The sequence below is a fragment of the Pandoraea sp. NPDC090278 genome (genome assembly GCF_044772185.1).
Lineage (GTDB): Bacteria > Pseudomonadota > Gammaproteobacteria > Burkholderiales > Burkholderiaceae > Pandoraea.
The window spans coordinates 80,285-98,039 of sequence record NZ_JBIVYJ010000004.1 but is presented as its reverse complement, the minus strand read 5'-3'; the positions used below and the strand labels follow the sequence as shown (position 1 = coordinate 98,039).

At 63.9% G+C, this 17,755-nt stretch carries 18 protein-coding genes and 1 pseudogene; 9 read left to right on the top strand and 10 right to left on the bottom strand.

Annotation, left to right across the window (positions count from 1 at the left end):
- Positions 1-78 precede the first annotated feature (78 nt).
- Positions 79-2,568, bottom strand: a complete 2,490-nt coding sequence (locus ACIQWO_RS15615) for an FAD-dependent oxidoreductase (protein ID WP_402825638.1) — start codon at positions 2,566-2,568, stop codon at positions 79-81.
- A gap of 233 nt (positions 2,569-2,801) precedes the next feature.
- On the opposite strand from ACIQWO_RS15615, the pseudogene ACIQWO_RS15610 reads away from it, so the two are divergent.
- Positions 2,802-3,338 (top strand): annotated as a pseudogene (locus ACIQWO_RS15610) (dihydrofolate reductase family protein).
- 110 nt (positions 3,339-3,448) lie between these two features.
- Complete coding sequence (locus ACIQWO_RS15605; RefSeq protein WP_402825635.1) at positions 3,449-3,907, top strand: TetR/AcrR family transcriptional regulator; 459 nt, start codon at positions 3,449-3,451, stop codon at positions 3,905-3,907.
- Here ACIQWO_RS15605 and phnN read toward each other — a convergent pair.
- Genes phnN through phnF form a run of 3 tightly spaced genes read right to left on the bottom strand, consistent with a single transcriptional unit; the run spans position 3,881 to position 5,972 of the window.
- Positions 3,881-4,453 carry a phosphonate metabolism protein/1,5-bisphosphokinase (PRPP-forming) PhnN gene (gene phnN / locus ACIQWO_RS15600; RefSeq protein WP_402825632.1) on the bottom strand — a complete coding sequence of 191 codons (573 nt, stop codon included), beginning with the start codon at positions 4,451-4,453 and terminating at the stop codon, positions 3,881-3,883. The genes ACIQWO_RS15605 and phnN overlap by 27 nt on opposite strands.
- Complete coding sequence (locus tag ACIQWO_RS15595; protein WP_402825629.1) at positions 4,450-5,214, bottom strand: DUF1045 domain-containing protein; 765 nt, start codon at positions 5,212-5,214, stop codon at positions 4,450-4,452. The genes phnN and ACIQWO_RS15595 overlap by 4 nt, the downstream gene beginning before the upstream one ends.
- Entirely contained in the window at positions 5,211-5,972 is a 762-nt protein-coding gene (gene phnF / locus ACIQWO_RS15590) for a phosphonate metabolism transcriptional regulator PhnF (protein ID WP_402825626.1), read from the bottom strand. The genes ACIQWO_RS15595 and phnF overlap by 4 nt, the downstream gene beginning before the upstream one ends.
- 94 nt (positions 5,973-6,066) lie before the next feature.
- Here phnF and phnG point away from each other — a divergent pair, with 94 nt between their 5' ends.
- The 7 genes from phnG (at position 6,067) to ACIQWO_RS15555 (ending at position 12,094) form a co-directional block, all read left to right on the top strand.
- Positions 6,067-6,558: a phosphonate C-P lyase system protein PhnG gene (gene phnG, locus ACIQWO_RS15585; protein ID WP_402825623.1), complete on the top strand. Its 492-nt coding sequence runs from the start codon at positions 6,067-6,069 to the stop codon at positions 6,556-6,558.
- On the top strand, positions 6,559-7,191 hold the full coding sequence (phnH, locus tag ACIQWO_RS15580) for a phosphonate C-P lyase system protein PhnH (RefSeq protein ID WP_402825620.1): 633 nt from the start codon (positions 6,559-6,561) through the stop codon (positions 7,189-7,191).
- Positions 7,191-8,402 carry a carbon-phosphorus lyase complex subunit PhnI gene (locus tag ACIQWO_RS15575; RefSeq protein WP_402825617.1) on the top strand — a complete coding sequence of 404 codons (1,212 nt, stop codon included), beginning with the start codon at positions 7,191-7,193 and terminating at the stop codon, positions 8,400-8,402. Before phnH ends, ACIQWO_RS15575 begins: the two co-directional genes overlap by 1 nt.
- Positions 8,399-9,325, top strand: a complete 927-nt coding sequence (locus ACIQWO_RS15570; protein WP_402825614.1) for an alpha-D-ribose 1-methylphosphonate 5-phosphate C-P-lyase PhnJ — start codon at positions 8,399-8,401, stop codon at positions 9,323-9,325. The genes ACIQWO_RS15575 and ACIQWO_RS15570 overlap by 4 nt, the downstream gene beginning before the upstream one ends.
- Positions 9,322-10,146, top strand: coding sequence for a phosphonate C-P lyase system protein PhnK (phnK, locus tag ACIQWO_RS15565; RefSeq protein ID WP_402825611.1), 825 nt, complete (start codon positions 9,322-9,324; stop codon positions 10,144-10,146). The genes ACIQWO_RS15570 and phnK overlap by 4 nt, the downstream gene beginning before the upstream one ends.
- A gap of 80 nt (positions 10,147-10,226) precedes the next feature.
- The gene (phnL, locus tag ACIQWO_RS15560; RefSeq protein WP_052253167.1) at positions 10,227-10,931 is read left to right on the top strand and encodes a phosphonate C-P lyase system protein PhnL; all 705 of its coding nucleotides are present in this window, start codon (positions 10,227-10,229) and stop codon (positions 10,929-10,931) included.
- Between the two features lie 17 nt (positions 10,932-10,948).
- Positions 10,949-12,094 (top strand): alpha-D-ribose 1-methylphosphonate 5-triphosphate diphosphatase, encoded by a 1,146-nt coding sequence (locus tag ACIQWO_RS15555; RefSeq protein ID WP_402825608.1) that lies wholly within the window; start codon positions 10,949-10,951, stop codon positions 12,092-12,094.
- A gap of 181 nt (positions 12,095-12,275) precedes the next feature.
- On the opposite strand, the gene phnE is transcribed toward ACIQWO_RS15555, so the two are convergent.
- The 6 genes from phnE to ACIQWO_RS15525 all read right to left on the bottom strand — a co-directional run bounded on the left by phnE (position 12,276) and on the right by ACIQWO_RS15525 (position 17,725).
- Positions 12,276-13,082: a phosphonate ABC transporter, permease protein PhnE gene (gene phnE, locus ACIQWO_RS15550; RefSeq protein ID WP_402825605.1), complete on the bottom strand. Its 807-nt coding sequence runs from the start codon at positions 13,080-13,082 to the stop codon at positions 12,276-12,278.
- A 167-nt stretch (positions 13,083-13,249) separates the two neighbouring features.
- On the bottom strand, positions 13,250-14,218 hold the full coding sequence (gene phnD / locus ACIQWO_RS15545; RefSeq protein WP_402825602.1) for a phosphonate ABC transporter substrate-binding protein: 969 nt from the start codon (positions 14,216-14,218) through the stop codon (positions 13,250-13,252).
- Between the two features lie 27 nt (positions 14,219-14,245).
- Positions 14,246-15,115, bottom strand: a complete 870-nt coding sequence (gene phnC, locus ACIQWO_RS15540) for a phosphonate ABC transporter ATP-binding protein (protein WP_402825599.1) — start codon at positions 15,113-15,115, stop codon at positions 14,246-14,248.
- 555 nt (positions 15,116-15,670) lie between these two features.
- Positions 15,671-16,426 (bottom strand): DeoR/GlpR family DNA-binding transcription regulator, encoded by a 756-nt coding sequence (locus tag ACIQWO_RS15535; RefSeq protein ID WP_039395533.1) that lies wholly within the window; start codon positions 16,424-16,426, stop codon positions 15,671-15,673.
- Positions 16,427-16,499: 73 nt separating this feature from the next.
- Positions 16,500-17,114 (bottom strand): LysE family translocator, encoded by a 615-nt coding sequence (locus ACIQWO_RS15530; RefSeq protein ID WP_402825595.1) that lies wholly within the window; start codon positions 17,112-17,114, stop codon positions 16,500-16,502.
- A 59-nt stretch (positions 17,115-17,173) separates the two neighbouring features.
- Positions 17,174-17,725, bottom strand: coding sequence for an adenine phosphoribosyltransferase (locus tag ACIQWO_RS15525; protein WP_084009576.1), 552 nt, complete (start codon positions 17,723-17,725; stop codon positions 17,174-17,176).
- Between the last annotated feature and the right edge of the window lie 30 nt (positions 17,726-17,755).

Sequence of the window (17,755 nt, the reverse complement as noted above, 5' to 3'; positions counted from 1 at the left end):
GCGCGCGAAATCGAGGCAAAAGCGGCATTTTACAGAAGCGGCGACGAGTTCGCCCGAAGCGCGGGTGATGAGTGGCGTTCAGCCCTTCACCCGCTCCCCCTTCGGGTCGTAAAGCGCGCGCAGTTGCACCCGCGCGTCGAGCAGCTCGCCCGCGAGATCGACCTGATAACGACCGGCCTCGATGTACTCGGTGGACACCGGGCCGTCCGGGTTCGTCAGATAGGCGAGGCCCACGGGCGCATCGATGGTGTGGCCGAAGGCCGCCGAGGAGATGAACCCGACAGGCTGACCGTCACGCAGCACCGCTTCGCCGCCCCACAGCATCTTGTCGCTCGCCCCGTCGAGCGCGACGCTGACGAGCCGACGGCGCACGCCTTTCGACTTCGCCAGTTCGACGGCGGTGCGTCCCGTGAAGGCGATGTCGCTCGCGAGCTTGCAGGCGAACGTCAAACCCGCTTCAACCGGGTTCGCATCCGGCGTCAGTTCGCGTCCCCATGCGCGATAGCCCTTCTCGATGCGCAACGAATCGATAGCGTAGTAGCCCGCGTCCTTCAACCCGAACGCGACGCCCGCCGCATGCAACGTCTCGTAGACGCCGACCGCGAATTCGACCGGCACGTACAGTTCCCAGCCGAGTTCGCCCACGTAGGTCAAACGTGTCGCGCGCACCGTCGCGTAGCCGAGATCGATCTCGCGGCTCGTGCCGAACGGGAACACCTCGTTGGAGAAATCGGCTTTGGATACCTGCTGCAACAACGCACGCGAGTTCGGTCCCATCAGTGCGAGCACGGCGTACTGGCCGGTGACGTCGACCACGGTGCAGCGCGGATCGTCGGGCAGGCTGGCAATGCGTCGCTCCAGATAGTCCATGTCGCGTGTGGTCTGCGCGGAGCCCGTGACCATCAGATACTGGTCCGGCGCGAGGCGCGTGAGCGTGAAGTCCGATTCGTAGCCGCCACGCTCGTTGAGCATCGCGGTGTAGACCGTGCGCCCCGGGGCAACGGCGACGTCATTACTGCACAACGTCTGCAACACGCGTTCGGCGTCACGCCCCTTGATCAGCAGCTTCGAGAACGAACTCATGTCGAACAGCGCCACGGCGTCGCGGCACGCATGATGCTCTGCCGCACTCCATGTGTGCCAGTTCTGCTGACCGAAGCTGTACTCGATGCTCGCCTGTTCGGGCGACGGTGCAAAGAAGTTCGGCCGCTCCCATCCCATCTTGCTGCCGAAGCACGCGCCCTTCGCGAGCAATGTTGCGTACAGCGGCGAGCGCCGGAACGGACGCGCCGTATCGAGTTCGCGATTCGGCCACGGCATCGCGTAATGCAGGCCCAGCGTTTCCTTCACGCGATCGTGCAGCCATGTGTCGTTGCCGTTAAAGCCCGCGAAGCGGCGGATGTCGACCGGCCAGAGATCCATCGTCGGCTCGCCCGCCACGATCCACTCGGCGAGCGCCATCCCTGCGCCACCGGCCGACGCAATGCCCATCGAATTGAAGCCCGCGCCGACATAGAAATTCCGAAGCTCGGGCGCTTCGCCGAGGATGAAATTGTTGTCCGGCGTGAAGGATTCCGGCCCGTTGTAGAACTGGCGGATCTGCGCCGTCTCCAGCGCGGGCACGCGAATGAGCGCGTTCTCCATGAGGATCTCGAACTGGTCCCAGTCGTCGGGCAATAACTGGAATTCGAAATTCTCGGGAATGCCGTTCATGCCCCACGGCTTGGCGTTCGGCTCGAACCCGCCCATCACGAGACCGCCGACCTCTTCCTTGAAGTAGATGTAGCCGTCGGGATCGCGCATGACCGGCAGATCGGTGTGCACGCCCGGGATACGGTCGGTGACGATGTAGTAATGCTCGGCGGAATGCAACGGCACGGTCACGCCGCACATGCGCCCCACGGCCTTGGCCCACTGACCGGCACAGTTGACGACGATCTCGGCGTCGATGCGTCCGTGCTCGCCGTCCTTGTTCTGCCACGACACCCCCGTCGCCGTACGAACGCCGTTGGGCGACGCCGTGTGAATCTGCGTGATGCGCGTGTTCTCCGCGATGCGCACGCCACGGCTGCGCGCCCCGCGTGCGAGTGCTTGAGTCAGGTCGGTCGGGTTGGCCTTGCCGTCGCCGGGCAGCCACACGGCGCCCACGAGATCGTCGGTCCGCATGACCGGCCAGAGTTCGCCCGCTTCGCGCGGCGAGATCACGTCGCATTGCACGCCGTAGGCGCGCGCTACGGCCGCTGTGCGCTTGAGCTGCGTCATGCGCTCGGCACTACGCGCGACCGACAACGAACCGCACTGCTTCCATCCCGAGCCAAGCCCGGTTTCCGCTTCCAGTTCGCTGTAGAGCTTCGTGGAATAGCGGATGAGTTTCGTCATGCTCTCCTGCGAACGTAATTGCCCCACCAGCCCGGCGGCATGCCATGTGGTGCCGCACGACAATTGCCCCTGCTCCAGCAACACGACATCGGTCCAGCCAAGCTTGGCCAGATGATAGGCAACGGAACAGCCGACGATCCCGCCGCCGACGATGACGACACGGGCATGAGTGGGCAAGGCTGAAGGCATGAATGGACTCCGGAAAGACTTGCACCGGCCAACGCCGGGCAATGACATGAGCGATGACGCGAGACTATCGAAACCTCAAAATCATTGCAATAATTTGCAACAATACAACACACAATACAACATAAAATCAACGGACACATTGACGACATCAACGCCGCATTCAGACGTGCAACTTGTGTTCGGTGGTCATTTGCGCAAAAATATACGCCGTATAAATAATGACGAACCACGCCATGACGACAGCTCATGCATTCATCGCCACCAGCCTTGACGGTTTCATCGCCCGGCCCGATGGCGACATCGACTGGTAATTGCAACGAGACGACCCCGCCGAGGACCACGGCTACGCCGCCTTCATCGCCGACAAGGACGCGATCGTGATGGGGCGCGGTACGTACGAGAAGGTGCTGACGATGGGCCCCTGGGCCTACGATCTGCCCGTGACGGTGCTGTCGACGCAACTGGCGAATACGCCGGTACCCGATGCGCTCAAGGGAAAAGTGCGCTTCTCCGACCTGTCACCCGGGGCGCTGATGCAGGCGTTGGCACGAGAAAACGTGAGCCGGATCTATGTCGACGGTGGAAAGGTGGTGCAGTCGTATTTGCGCGAGGGACTGCTCGCGGACATCGTCGTCACGACGGTGCCGGTGCTGATCGGTGCAGGCAAACCGCTGTTCGGCGCATTGTCGGATGACGTCGACTTGCAGTTGATCGACAGCCAGCGCTTTGCGTCGGGATTGGTGCAATCCACTTATCGGGTCGTGGCGTGAGACGGCCGCGTGGAAGGCCCGCACAGGGCACAGGGGTCACGCGAGACGCTATCCTGACAACGGCGCTCGCACTGCTCGACGAGAGCGAAAATGGTGGAAAGGGACTGAGCATGCGCGCGCTGGCCAGTCGGCTCGGCGTCACGCCCATGAGTCTTTACCATCACGTCGAGGATTACGCCGGGTTGGTACGCGCGTTGTCGGACGCGGTGTACGCCGACGTGCTCAGAGACATCGACGCGGGCCTCGCGTGTCACGAGGAAGTGCGCGAAATTCTGGTCCGGTATCACGCGGCCGTGCGTCGCCATCCGCAACTGACGCTCGCGATCTTCGCCACACCCGAGGCATTTGCCGGTGTGACGCGCGAGATCACCGACCGTCTGACCGGGCTGCTGCAAACCATGACGACGGAACCGCTCCTTTGGCGAGACATTCTGATCGATCATGCGCATGGCAGTGGCCTGCCCTTTGCGCGCGACGACGACGCGCCCGCCGTGCCGCCACCGGACGATGGCGACTATCGGCGAGCGCTCGACTGTCTGTTGTCAGCGCTGGGGCCGCGACGTCAATAGGGCGAGCAGCGTATCGCCCGCCGCTTCGAGTGCGCCGTCGTTATCGACGACTGAGAGCGGAATACCTTCGGGTGGCGTCCATGCCACGCTGTGCGCGACACGCTTGTCGAGCGCGTCGCCGGATTCGCGGCCACGCTTCGCCAGACGTTGCGCCCGCACTTCCGGGTCGACGCGAATCTCCACCAGATGCAGACGTTCGGCATAGCGTGCGACGACCTGTGCGAGAAATGCACGCGAGCCATTCACCACGACATTCGCGCCCGCGTGCATCCACGCATCGATTTCGACGCCGATGCCGTAGCGGTAATCGTGGCTTTCCCAGTCGAGTGCAAAGCAACCGAGCGAATGCCGCGCCGAAAATTCGGCGTGCGACAACGCGATGTGGTTCTCCCCCTCCGAGGGCGGACGCGTGATGTAACGATGCGCGAAGCACACCGGCGAACGGGGGGACGACGCGTGATCGAGCTTCGCTCGTGCGTACGCCAGCAACGAGTCCTTGCCCGCACCGGACGGCCCCATCACGTAAAACAGACGTGCGTGATTCATGCAGCTTCCCTGAAGGCAAAACGTTCGAACATGACGAAGGGCTCGTCCGGTGTCGGTTGCACGAAGACGGCGAGACTGTCGACGCGCATCGGCCCGAGTGCCTGCACGCGCGGCTGCCACCAGTCGGTGATGACCGTGGCGTCGCCCGCCGTCACGCGGTCGGAGAGCGTGACGTGAAAACGGAATTCGTCGAACACGTACGGATATCCCCACTGCGCCAGCCACTCGCGCTGACGCGACGTTAGCAGATGCGGATTTCGTTTGGCCAGTTCGGTGTCGTTCATCGGTGCACGCAGCGCGTCGAACGCCTGCACGCAATCGGCCGCCAGCGCATTCACCGCCTTCTCGTCGGAGGTGCCAGCCTTCGGACGCAACGCGACGAAGCCGGGCGACTTGCCGTTGTCGGTGCCGATCACGTCGGTATGGACCGTCAGATCGAACGGCACATGACGCGCCGCCACCGCCGCCGCAATGCCCGACAGATCGCTCAGTCGCGCCTCCGGTGCAAGCCGCATCGGGGCTTTGAGCGTGGCATGCAATCCATAGCGTCGCGGATCGACGGTGAGGTCGTGCAGCGAACGCGACAAGCCCTCCACCGTCGGCGCATGAAGCACGCGCGCGGCGATCGCATCGCGCCCGAGCCAGCGGCTGCCTTCGTGCCACCAGCAAGAGCCGGACGGCGGTGCGTAGTAGATCGCAAAACGCGCTACCGACAAGTCGAGTTGCTGTTGTTGCTGCTGCTGTTGCTGTACTTGGTTCATTCTGTCGCCCCCTGCACTACAAGCTGCATACGGTCTGCCGGGAAGTAGGCAATGCCGTATTTGATCGGCTTGCCTGCTTCGTCCACATCCGTACTTTCTACGCTTAGCACAGGCTGCTGACGGTTAATCCCAAGGTGGCGGGCAATGTCCGCGTCGGGCATGCGTGCGCCGATGCGACTCTCCAGACGCGTGTAGTCCTTCACGCCAAAGATAGCGAGCGTGGTGCTGATCGACTCGTGCTCTGCGAACACATCCGGAAAGTCGGGAAAGCGCGACGCCGGAAACCAGTTCTCGCTATACGCGAGCGGCAGTTCGATGCCTTGTGGATCGAGACTGCGCCGCGCCAGCTCCAGCCGATAGACCGGTGCGCCCGCACGCAGTCCGAGCGCGTGCGCGACGCTGCCTTCGGCCTTGAGCCTGTGCGCGGAAATGATCTGCTGCGCGGTCTTCAGATTGTTCTGCGACAGGTTCTCGGTAAAGCGCGTGCGGCGTCCGATCACATAACCGATGGCGGCCGCCTGCACGAAGGTGCCGCGTCCATGTTCGACGTTCACGAGCCCTTGCTCTGCCAGACCGAGAATCGCGCGGCGCACCGTGTGACGGTTCACACCAAAGCGCTGCGCGAGGTCCGTCTCGCTCGGCAGACGGTCGTCCGGCGAGCCTTCGCCATAACGACGCTCGCCGATTTCCGTTGCCAGAATCTGCGCGATCTGCCGCCAGACCGCAACACCGCCGCCACGTTCGAGTTGTGCTGTCATCAAATTGACACCCCGGAAAGTTGTAATGAGGCCGCGAGCAGTACCCCATCTGAAGTTATTGCGATCATACACACGTCTATACGACTAGACAATTATGCCAATCACATCTCCCGACACACCCCGTGACGAGGACGGCGCCGCCCCGCAGGAACAGGCGGACCGCGCCCGGTGGCTTGCGTTGTTTGCGCGTGCCACACGCGACGAACTCGACGACGCCATCGCCCGTTGCCCCGACGCCCCGCAATTCATCTGGCTGCGCGCCCCGCAGACCGGCCTCGTGCTGGTGCAGGGACGCGTTGGCGGCAGCGGCGACCGCTTCAACCTCGGCGAGACGACCGTCACGCGTTGCACGCTGCGCCAGCAGGACGGCGTGGTTGGCACCGGCTACGTGCTGGGTCGCGACGCAGAGCGCGCCGTGCGCGTGGCGCGTCTGGACGCCCTGATGCAAATGCCGCAGCACCGTGGCGTGCTTGCCGCCGGTCCGCTCGCGGCGATCTCTCAACGTCTGGCTGCCACCGCAGCACAGAACGACGCCGACGTGGCCGCCAGCCGCGTCGAGTTCTTCACCATGGTCCGGGAGGCCTGAATGTTGACGGCAACCATGCCCGACTGGTCGGAATTGCAACCCGGGTTCGACGATCCGGTTCACGACGCTCAAGGCGTCTTCCGCGCAGTGCTCGATGCGCTCGCCCGCCCCGGCCAGTTGCGCCAGGTCGGTCAGCGTCTTGGTCATAGCGACGAAGCCAGCGTTGCCGCGCGCGCCACGCTGCTCGCGCTGGCCGACGCCACGACGCCCGTCTGGCTCCAATCGCCGCTCGGTGAAGTGGCCAGCGCCCTGCGCTTTCACACAGGTGCACCGCTGCTCAGCGGCGAAGCAGATCTTGCACAGGCGCAATTCGCGTTGCTCACCGATCCCGCCAGTTGCCCGGCGCTTGAGCGCTTCGCCTTCGGCACGGCCGAATCGCCGGAGCACAGCGCCACGCTGATCGTCGATGTTTCGACGTTGAACGTCGGTCACACCAGCGAAGGACTGCACCTGCGTCTGCGCGGCCCGGGCATTCAGACGCACGCGGACGTCACCGTCGGTGGTCTGGACACCGCCTTCTGGCAGGCGCGCGCCGCACTCGCACCGCGCTTTCCCGCCGGTCTCGACCTGTTGATCGCCGCTGGCGACACGGTGCTCGGGCTGCCGCGCACCACGCATGTGGAGGTTTGCTGATGTACGTCGCAGTCAAAGGTGGCGAGCGCGCCATCGAACAATCCTGGGACCTGCTCGCCCGCGCGCGACGTGGCAATCCCGACATCCCCGCGCTCACCGTCACGCAAATTCGCGAACAGATGCGTCTCGCAGTCTCGCGCGTGATGAGCGAAGGCGCGTTGTACGACGAGACGCTCGCAGCGCTGGCCATCAAGCAGGCCTCGGGCGATCTGGTCGAAGCGATCTTCCTGCTGCGTGCGTATCGCACGACGTTGCCGCGTCTGGGCACCACGAAGCCGATCGATACAGCGTCGATGCGTCTGTCGCGCCGCATCTCGGCTACGTTCAAGGACGTGCCCGGTGGTCAGGTGCTCGGGGCAACGTACGACTACACGCAGCGTCTGCTGGACTTCGCGTTGCTTGCCGAAGGTGAAACGTCCGACGCACCGCTCGCTGGCGAACTTCGCACGAACGCCGCACCGGCCGCAGCGCCGCAGACATCCACCGCCGCCGATATCCCGGACGTGCCGCCCATCGCGGCCACCACGCGTGTCACCGACATCATGAAGCGCGACGGTCTGCTCGAACCACTGAACACCGACGGCGCCGACCCCGAGCCGCACGACCTCGTGCACTCGCCGCTCTTCACGCCAGCGTCGCGCACGGCGCGATTGCAAAATCTCGCACGCGGCGACGAAGGCTTCCTGCTCGCGCTCGGCTATTCCACACAGCGCGGCTACGGCAACGATCACCCGTTCGCGGGCGAAATCCGTCTGGGTCAGGTGTCCATCGAGATCGAACCGGAAGAACTCGGCTTCGCCATCGACATCGGCGAGATCGCAGTGACGGAGTGCCAGATGGTCACGCAGTTCGGTGGCAATCAGGACACTCCGCCGCAGTTCACGCAGGGCTACGGACTGGCATTCGGCCACAACGAGCGCAAGGCGATGGCCATGTCGCTCGTCGACCGCGCACTGCGCACGAACGAACTGGGCGACGAAGCCACCTCGCCCGCGCAGCAACAGGAATTCGTGCTTTATCACAGCGACAACGTCGAGGCGTCGGGCTTCGTGCAGCACTTGAAGCTGCCGCACTACGTCGACTTCCAGGCAGAGCTGGAACTGGTGCGCCGCCTGCGCGCCGAGCACGCCGCGAAATACGCTACATCCGGCACGCAAGCGAGCGACGACGCCACCGCCCCTGCCGCTCAGAACTCTCAGGAGGCAGCATGAACGACGCCGCCACGTTGCAAGACACCGCTCAACCGTCTGCGGCCAGCGCCGCCACGGCCGACGGCTACAACTTCGCGTTCCTCGACGAACACACCAAGCGCATGATCCGTCGCAGCCTGCTCAAGGCTGTAGCCATTCCCGGCTATCAGGTGCCGTTCGGCAGCCGTGAAATGCCGCTACCGTATGGCTGGGGCACGGGCGGCATTCAGGTCAGCGCCGCCGTGATCGGGGCCGACGACACGCTCAAGGTCATCGATCAGGGCGCGGACGACACGACCAACGCCGTGAACATCCGTCGCTTCTTTGCGCGCACAGCCGGTGTCGCCACCACGACGAAGACGTCGGAGGCGACCGTTATCCAGACGCGTCACCGCATTCCCGAAGTCTCGCTGCACGACGGCCAGATCCTCGTGTTTCAGGTGCCGATGCCCGAACCGATGTTCCGTCTGGAGCCGCGCATCGTTGAATCGCGCAAGCTGCATGCGCTCGGCGAATACGGCCTGATGCGCGTGCGCCTTTACGAAGACATCGTGCGTCACGGCGCGATCGCGACGACTTACGACTACCCGGTCATCGTCAACGGGCGCTATCTGATGTCGCCCTCCCCGATTCCGAAATTCGATAACCCCAAGCTGCATATGAATCCGGCGCTGCAACTCTTCGGTGCGGGACGCGAACGACGTCTGTACGCGATTCCGCCGTACACGTCAGTCGAGAGTCTCGACTTTGACGACCACCCGTTCGAAATCCAGAAGTGGGACGCGCATTGCGCGCTGTGCGGCGCAACCGACAGCTTCCTCGACGAAGTCATCACCGACGACGAAGGCACGCGCATGTACGTGTGTTCGGACAGCGACTACTGCGGAAACCGCTCGTCCGCAAACATGGCAGATGTGGCGCACGCCGCGAAGGAGCGCGCATGAACGCCGTGATTGATTCCGTGCAACCGGTCGAGCGCAATGTCGCGGCACTGGACGAACCGCTGCTGCGCGTAGCGGGACTGGGCAAGCACTACGGGGATCGCGTCGGCTGCGCCGACGTCGGCTTCGATCTGTGGCCGGGCGAAGTGGTCTGCGTCGTCGGCGAGTCCGGCTCGGGCAAGTCGACATTGCTTAACGCGCTGGCCCTGCGTCACGAGATCGACGCCGGATCGCTCCACTATCGCGGCACCGACGGCGTGCTGCACGACCTGAGCGCGCTGGACGAAGCGCACAAGCGTCGTCTGCTGCGCACCGAGTGGGGGTTCGTCGAGCAAAACCCGCGTGACGGGCTGCGCATGAACGTGTCGGCGGGCGGCAACATCGGCGACCGTCTGATGGCCGTCGGTGCGCGTCACTTTGGGGATATCCGCGAGAAGGCGCGTCACTGGATGGCGCAGGTCGAACTCGATCCGGCGCGCGTGGACGAAATGCCCGGCGCGTTCTCCGGCGGTATGCAGCAGCGTCTGCAAATCGCCCGCAACCTCGTGACCGAGCCGCGTCTCGTGTTCATGGACGAGCCGACCGCCGGTCTCGACGTGTCGGTGCAGGCGCGTCTTCTGGACCTGCTGCGCTCGCTCGTGGAACGCCTTCATCTTGCCGCCATCATCGTCACGCACGATATCGGGGTGGCGCGACTCATCGCGCATCGCCTGATCGTCATGCAGGCGGGGCGCGTGGTCGAAGCCGGGCTGACCGATCAGGTCCTCGACGACCCGCAACATCCTTACACCCAATTGCTGGTTTCCTCGGTACTGCCCGTATGAACTCCGGAACGAACCTTACTACGTCTGCAACGTCGCTCAGCGGCGCGGCACTTACGCTGGGCACGCGCGAAGGCGACGTCATGCTGCGCGCACAAGGTCTGCACAAGACCTTCCGTCTGCACGCACAGGGCGGTGCGGCAATTCCGGCACTCGAAGGTGTCGACCTCACGGTGCGACGCGGCGAATGCGTGGCGCTCGTCGGCCCTTCGGGCTCGGGCAAAAGCACGCTGCTGCGTTGCCTGTACGGCAACTATCTGGCGGGCGAAGGCCGTATCGAGATCCGTCACGACGCAGGTCAGGGCGAACACTGGGTCGATCTGACGACCGCGACCGCCCGCGAAGTGCTCTCCGTGCGACGCACCACGCTCGGCTACGTCAGCCAGTTTCTGCGGGTGATTCCGCGCGTCACCACGCTCGACATCGTGGCGGAGCCGCTGCGACGTCTGGGTCATGGCGACGCCGACGCCGCCGGTCGTGCGCGCGATCTGCTGGCGCGTCTGAACATCCCCGAGCGCCTCTGGTCGCTCGCCCCGGCGACGTTCTCCGGCGGCGAACAGCAGCGCATCAACATCGCGCGCGGGCTGATCGCCGCCGCACCGGTGCTGCTGCTCGACGAGCCGACGGCGTCGCTCGACGCACAGAACCGCGCCGTGGTCTCGCAACTGATTACCGAAGCCCGTGCAGCGGGGAGCGCCATCGTGGGCATCTTCCACGACGAGGCGACCCGCGACGAAGTGGCGACGCGAACGCTCGCCATGCGTCCGGTGCTTCGTCCCGCACATTGATCCCCCGGAGTCTGTCCATGCTTATCAAGAACGCTCGCATCGTCACGCCCGACACGACCTTCACCGGCGTGGTCGAGGTCCGCGAGGGTCTCATCCACGCGGTGGAAGAAGGAACGACGCAGTCCGCTGAAGCCGTCGACTGGGAAGGCGATTATCTGGTGCCGGGGCTTGTCGAGTTGCATACCGACAATCTGGAGAAGCACCTCGCACCGCGTCCCGGCGTGTACTGGAACACGCACGCTGCGTTTGCGATTCACGACGCACAGGTCGCCGCCGCCGGTATCACGACGGTGTTCGACTCGCTGGTCATCGGCGAGCGCGATGCATCGGGTCTGCGCAGCCGCAAGCTGCAAGCCGAGTGCGGTCAGGCGCTGCTCGACACCATCGAAGCGGGGCTGTTCCGTGCGGACCACTTCCTGCATCTGCGCTGCGAAATCGCGACGCAAGACGCCGCCGACACGTTTGCCGACATGTGCGATCACCCGTTGCTGCGTCTCGTGTCGGTGATGGATCACACGCCGGGTCAGCGTCAGTGGCACGACCCGGTGCTGCACCGTCAGTATCACGAGCGCAACGGCAAGGTGCCGGACGCGCAATGGGAAGCCATGCTGGCCGATCTGCGTGCGCAGCAAGAGATGTATGCGATTCCGCATCGCCGCACGATTGTGGAGATGAGCCGTGCACGCGGCTTGCCGCTCGCAAGCCACGACGACACCTCGCTCGAACACGTGGAAGAAGCGCAGCGCGACGGTGTGGCGCTGTCGGAATTTCCGACGACGCTGGTCGCCGCGCGTGCAGCGCACGACAAGGCGATTGGCGTGATCATGGGGGCACCGAACGTGGTGCGTGGCGGTTCACACTCGGGCAACGTGGCGGCGGCGGAGCTGGCACGTGAAGACGTGCTGGACATCCTGTCGTCGGACTATGTTCCGGCGAGCCTGCTGCAAGCCGCGTTCCAGTTGCATAACGATCACGCCGACTGCGGCTGGACGCTCTCGAAGGCCATGCGCACGGTGTCGTGGAATCCGGCGCAGTCGGCCGGTCTGACGGATCGTGGCGGCATCAAGCCGGGCCTGCGTGCCGATATGGTGCGCGTGGCCGTGCGCCCCGGCATGCCGCCGATTCCGCGCGAGACGTTCATGGTGGGACAGCGGATCGCCTGATGGCGAATCGGTTGCACCATTGAGAAAGGCCGCTAACGCGGCCTTTTTCTTTATGTGACGTGTGCGACCCCCTCAACAAGAAAGGGCGCCGAAGCGCCCTTTCTCTTTTCCACAGCGTCCACACTGCGTACCGCGTACAGCTACTGCACCAACATAAGTTTCGACAGATCAGTCCGATCCGTCAGATCACCATCTTGCGCACGCGGGCCGAGAAGACGTCGATACACGTCACCACGATCACCATGATCACCATCACTGCGCACGTCTGGGCGTACTGGAAGCTTCGAATCACTTCGTAGAGCACCACACCGATGCCGCCTGCGCCCACCATCCCGACCACCGACGCCGAACGCACGTTCGACTCGAAGCGGTACAGCGTGTACGAGATCCACAGCGGCATGACCTGCGGCAGCACACCGTACAGGATTTCGTCGATGGCGCGAGCGCCCGTCGCACGCACGCCTTCCACCGGACGCGGGTCGATCGCTTCGACCGCCTCGGCGAACAGCTTCGAGAGCGTGCCCGTCGTGTGCACCCACAGCGCGAGCACACCGGCGAAGGGGCCAAGACCCACCGCCACGATGAAGAGCATCGCGAAAACCATTTCGTTAATCGCGCGGCACGCGTCCAGCACCCGACGCACCGGCTGATACACCCACACCGGCACCATGTTCGACGCCGAGAGCAAACCCATCGGAATCGAGCAGATGACAGCGAGTGCCGTGCCCCACACCGCGATGTGAATCGTCACGAGCATCTCGTTGACGTATACGCGCCAGTCGCGGAAGTCGGGCGGGAAGAAATCGTGCGCGAACTGGCTCATGTTGCCGGAATCGCGAATCAGATCGAGCGGACGCATGTCGGCGCCGCTCCACGACCACACCAGGACCAGAAAGAAGATGCCCCAACTGATCAGGGACAGCCAAGAACGCTTGGGCGGCTCGCCCGGCAGGCGGCCATTGGCAGTGATTGATGCGCTGGTGTTCATGTCGAGTACCACGTGTCATACCGGCGCTGCTGCCACCGGCGAAATTTCGGACCGCTGAGGAGATGGCAAACCCGGCTCCCGGGTCCGCCATCGCTTGAATCGTTTTGCTTCGACCTGCGCGTCTTCCATCGTGACGAACGACGCGCAGGTCGGTTGCTACCTACCGCTTACTTCGTCTTGTTCAGCTCTTTGTCGAGTGCCGCCAGCTTGCCGTCGAGTTCGGCCAGTTGCGTCTTCTTCTTGGCGGCGTCGATGTTGGCGTCCGACTCAAGCTGCACCTTCTGCTTGAACAGTTCGAGCTGACGAATCGGCAGCAGCTGAGCATCCGACGACGCGCGGAAACCGCCGTAGTTGTAGATGTTCTTCAGCACTTCCTTCTCGTGTGCGTCCTTGCCGTAGGAGAGGAAGAAGTCGCGGATCTTCTTCTTCGTGCCGTCCGGCAAGTCCTTGCGCCACAGCAGCGGATCCGACGGAATCAGCGGCGACTTCCAGATCACGTGCACCAGCTTGGCCTTCTCCGGCTGCGTGGCTTCGAGCTTGTTCAGCTCTTCGGTGTTGTTCGTCGCAACGTCGACCTGATTGTTGATCACAGCCATCAGGTTCGCGCCGTGGTTCGAGCTACGTGCGGTCTTGAAGTACGTGCGCGGGTCGATGTTGTTCTTCGCGAACACGTAGTAGCCCGGCACCAGCGTGCCCGACGTCGACGTCGGGTCGCCCAGACCGAAGTTGATCTTCTTGCCGTTCTTGATCACGTCGTCGAGCGTCTTGTACGGGCTCGATGCATTCGAGATCAGCAGCGAGTAGTAGCCCTCGGTGCCGTCGGCGTACATGATCTTGGCGAAGACTTCGCCTTGCGAGCGATCAACGGCTTCCATCGCGCCCTTGTTGCCCATCCATGCGAGCTGCACTTTGTTGAAGCGCATGCCTTCGATCACGCCGGCGTAGTCGGTGGCGAAGAACGGGGTCACCTTGATGCCCGTTTGCTTCTCCATATCGTCGATCAGCGGCTGCCAGCGTTGGCGCAGGGCTGCGCTGGAATCCGTCGAGATGATGCCGAAGTTGATTTCCTGCGCGTTTGCCGCCGCTACCGAGGCGAACATGGCCGCGCCGGCCAGCAGGGTTTTCCACAGTTTCATGAGAGCAAGCTCCTGGTCAGATAGGACTTAAGTGAGGCTTAGGGACATCGAGGTGAGGAATGGGGCTTCCGCGTCGGCCGGCTTCGCTTCGCCGTTCGCCGGGGATTCGGAATCTTCCGAGTTTTCGTTCAGCAGTTCGCCTGCTTGCACGCCATACAGACGGCGCAGCAGGTCCGGCGTGAGCGCCGAGGACGGGCCGTCGTACACCACACGGCCCTGATGCAGCGCCACCGTGCGCACGCAGTAGCGCATGGCAACGTCCACCTGGTGCAGCGAGACGACCACCGTCAGTTTGTGATCGCGGTTCATGCGCGCGAGCATGTCCATGACCTTGCGCGCCGATTCCGGATCGAGCGACGCAATCGGCTCGTCCGCGAGAATGATCTTGGCGCCCTGCACAAGCGTGCGCGCGAGAGCTGCGCGCTGTTGCTGACCGCCCGAGAGCGTGCTGGCACGCTGGAAGGCAAAGTCGGCGATGCCCACTTCCGCCAGTGCCGTGAGGGCGGCCTGACGCTCGGCCGTCGTGAAGCGGAACATCAGGCTGCGCCACAGCGGCACGCGGGCCAGCAGCCCCGTGAGCACGTTGGTGATGACCGGCAGGCGGCCCACCAGATTGAATTGCTGGAAGACGAAGCCGATGTCGCGGCGAATCTGACGCACTTCGCGCACGATGCGGCCGTCGCGCTGGATCGGACGACCCAGAATCTCGATGCTGCCCGGCTGCTGGTCGGCAGGCACGAAGCCCGCGATGTGACGCATCAGCGTCGACTTGCCCGAGCCGGAGGCCCCGATCAGGGCGATCATTTCGCCCGGCATGACTTTGAGCGCCACTTCGTCGAGGGCACGGCGGCTCCCGAAGGTCTTGGTCAGTCGCTCGATTCGAATCGCTTCGTCCACGGTTCACCTGTGAGTCAGTTCGCCGGTCGGCCCCGATGCTCTGTGACTTGCGACGTCCCCCGGGGAGGAGACGTCGTCCGCATCGCTCGACTAGCTGTTTTGTGGCAATTTGTGCCAAAAGTGAACGCAGTCTAAAAAGCCCGGATGACAAGACAGTGACAATCGATCAGCTTTTTTTCGTACGGCCAAAACCCTTATATGTTCAATGGCTTGGCAACGTTTTCGGGGCGATGCAACGTGTCGGAGAAAAGCTGACTACGTCAGGATGGGTGACATGATGCGGGGACGCTGCCGCAGCCGCGCGGCAACTTTGTCTACATATTTTTGGCATCCTGACGAACACGTATCGACAGGAAAAACCACCGCATAAGGCCGTGCGACAAGCCCCTCGCGGCGCGTTTGGCGGGAAAGATTTTCAGGGAGCGAAACGGATCTTGGCGACGTGTGGCGTGCTGTGGCGACCTAAGGCACACGTGTGCAAGCACGCGCGGCGACGTGCGACTAAGTGACGGGACGAGAGAGAAAGATGACCGGTCCCGGGCGGACCGGTCGTCGTCAGGCGATGAGCAGTTCCGGGCCGCGCGCGCGAAGCTGGGCCAGCATACTCTTGTGCGGGGCAGCGTCGCTGATGAGGTAGCGGGCCGCTTCGAAATGACGGATACGCACAGGCGTCACGCGACCGAACTTGGTGTGGTCCGCGACGACAGCCGACACGTTCGCACACAACAGCATGCGTGCGCGCAGTTCGGCCGCAGCGCGGTTGAAATCGGTGATGCCGCCATCTTCGGTCACGCCACCCACCCCGATGAACGCGAAGTCGGCGTGATATTGCGAGATCTGGTTGATGGCGTCCCAGCCCTGCACGGCGTCTTCGTTGTCCTGCAACTCGCCGCCGAGCAGCGTCACGCGGTTGTCGTGATGGCGTCCGAGCAGGCGCGCGATCTGCCAGTCGTTGGTGTAGATGCGCAGACGGTGCTTGGAGAGCAGCGCCTGTGCGACAGCGCGCGTAGTCGTGCCGTAGTCGATGATGACCGACGCGCCGTCGGGCACCAGCTCTGCGGCGCGCACGCCGATGGCGCGCTTGCCGACTGCGTTGACGTTCTCACGTAGCGTCCAGTCGGGCTCACTCCGATCGGCGGCCAGCGCGCCGCCGTGGGTCATGAGCAGCAGACCGCGCGCGGCGAGCGTGTTGAGGTCGCGTCGCACGGTCTCGCGCGAGACACCCAGCTCCCGCACCAGATCGCTGATCGCCAGCGCCCCGGTCTTGGCAAGTTGTTCGAGCACGTATTGTTGGCGTTGTTCGGCGAGCATGATCGAGCAATATCAGTTGGACTACGAATGACGGGACGACGTCCACGAAGCTGCGAACGTCACGTGTCGTGCATTACCCCTGTAACGCGACACGCAATCCCAGACCGATGAAGATCGCGCCAGCCACGCGATCGAGCCAGCGCCCCACCCCCGGACGGCGCTTGAGCCACGTCCCCAGCACGCCCGCGAACCAGCCGTAGGCACTGAACACGACGATGGTCTGCGCCATGAACACGAGGCCGAGCAGCACCATCTGCCAGCCCGGATGGGCAGCGTCGGCGCTCACGAATTGCGGCAGGAAGACGAGAAAGAACAGCGTGACCTTCGGGTTGAGCATGTTCGCAAACACGCTCTGGCGGAAGACGGCACCGAGCGACTGCGGTTCGGTGTCGTTCGCCAGCGTCAACGCACCACGCGCACGCAGCGCCTTGATGCCGATCCAGATGAGATAGGCCGCACCGAGCAGCTTGATCGTCTCGAACGCCCACGGCGACGAGCGCAACACGGCCGCGAGGCCCACTGCCGCAATCGTCGTGTGGAAAAGGCAGCCGAAGGTGAAACCGGCCGCAGCGGCCAGTCCCGCGCGGCGGCCCTGCGCGATGCCGCGTGCGATGACCTGCATGTTGTCGGGCCCGGGCGCAAGCGTGATAGCCACCGAGGTCAGCAGGAACAGCCAGAGATTGGGCATCGGTGCGTCCGGGTCGGAGAGTCAGAAATCGGTCGGTGCGCTTATTGCGCTTCGTACGCTTAGTGCCCTTCGAACGAGCACAGCAGGAAGAGGTCCAGACCAGCATCGCGAATCAGCTTCGATCCGCCCAGCTCCGGCAGGTCGACGATGGCAGCACCCTCGATGACCGTCGCGCCGAGGCGCTCCAGCAGCTTCTTACCGGCGAGCATCGTGCCGCCCGTGGCGACCAGATCGTCGATCAGCAGCACGCGGTCGCCGGGACCGCAGGCGTCGGCATGAATCTCGACCGTCGCACTGCCGTATTCCAGCTCGTACTCTTCGGCAACCGTCTGATAAGGCAGCTTGCCCTTCTTGCGAATGGGGATGAAGCCGATGTTCAGCTCGTACGCGAGGATCGAGCCGAGAATGAAGCCGCGCGCATCGAGGCCCGCAATATAGTCGGGGCGTTGCGCCATGTAGCGATGCACGAACACATCGATGAGCACCCGCAAGGTACGCGGGTTCTTGAGCAACGGGGTGATGTCGCGGAACTGCACGCCGGGTGCCGGCCAATCCGGCACGGTGCGGATCTGGCTTTTGATGTAGGCGGCAGGGGACTCGTCGATCTGCACGGGGATCCTTCTTTCGGTACTGATAGGGAA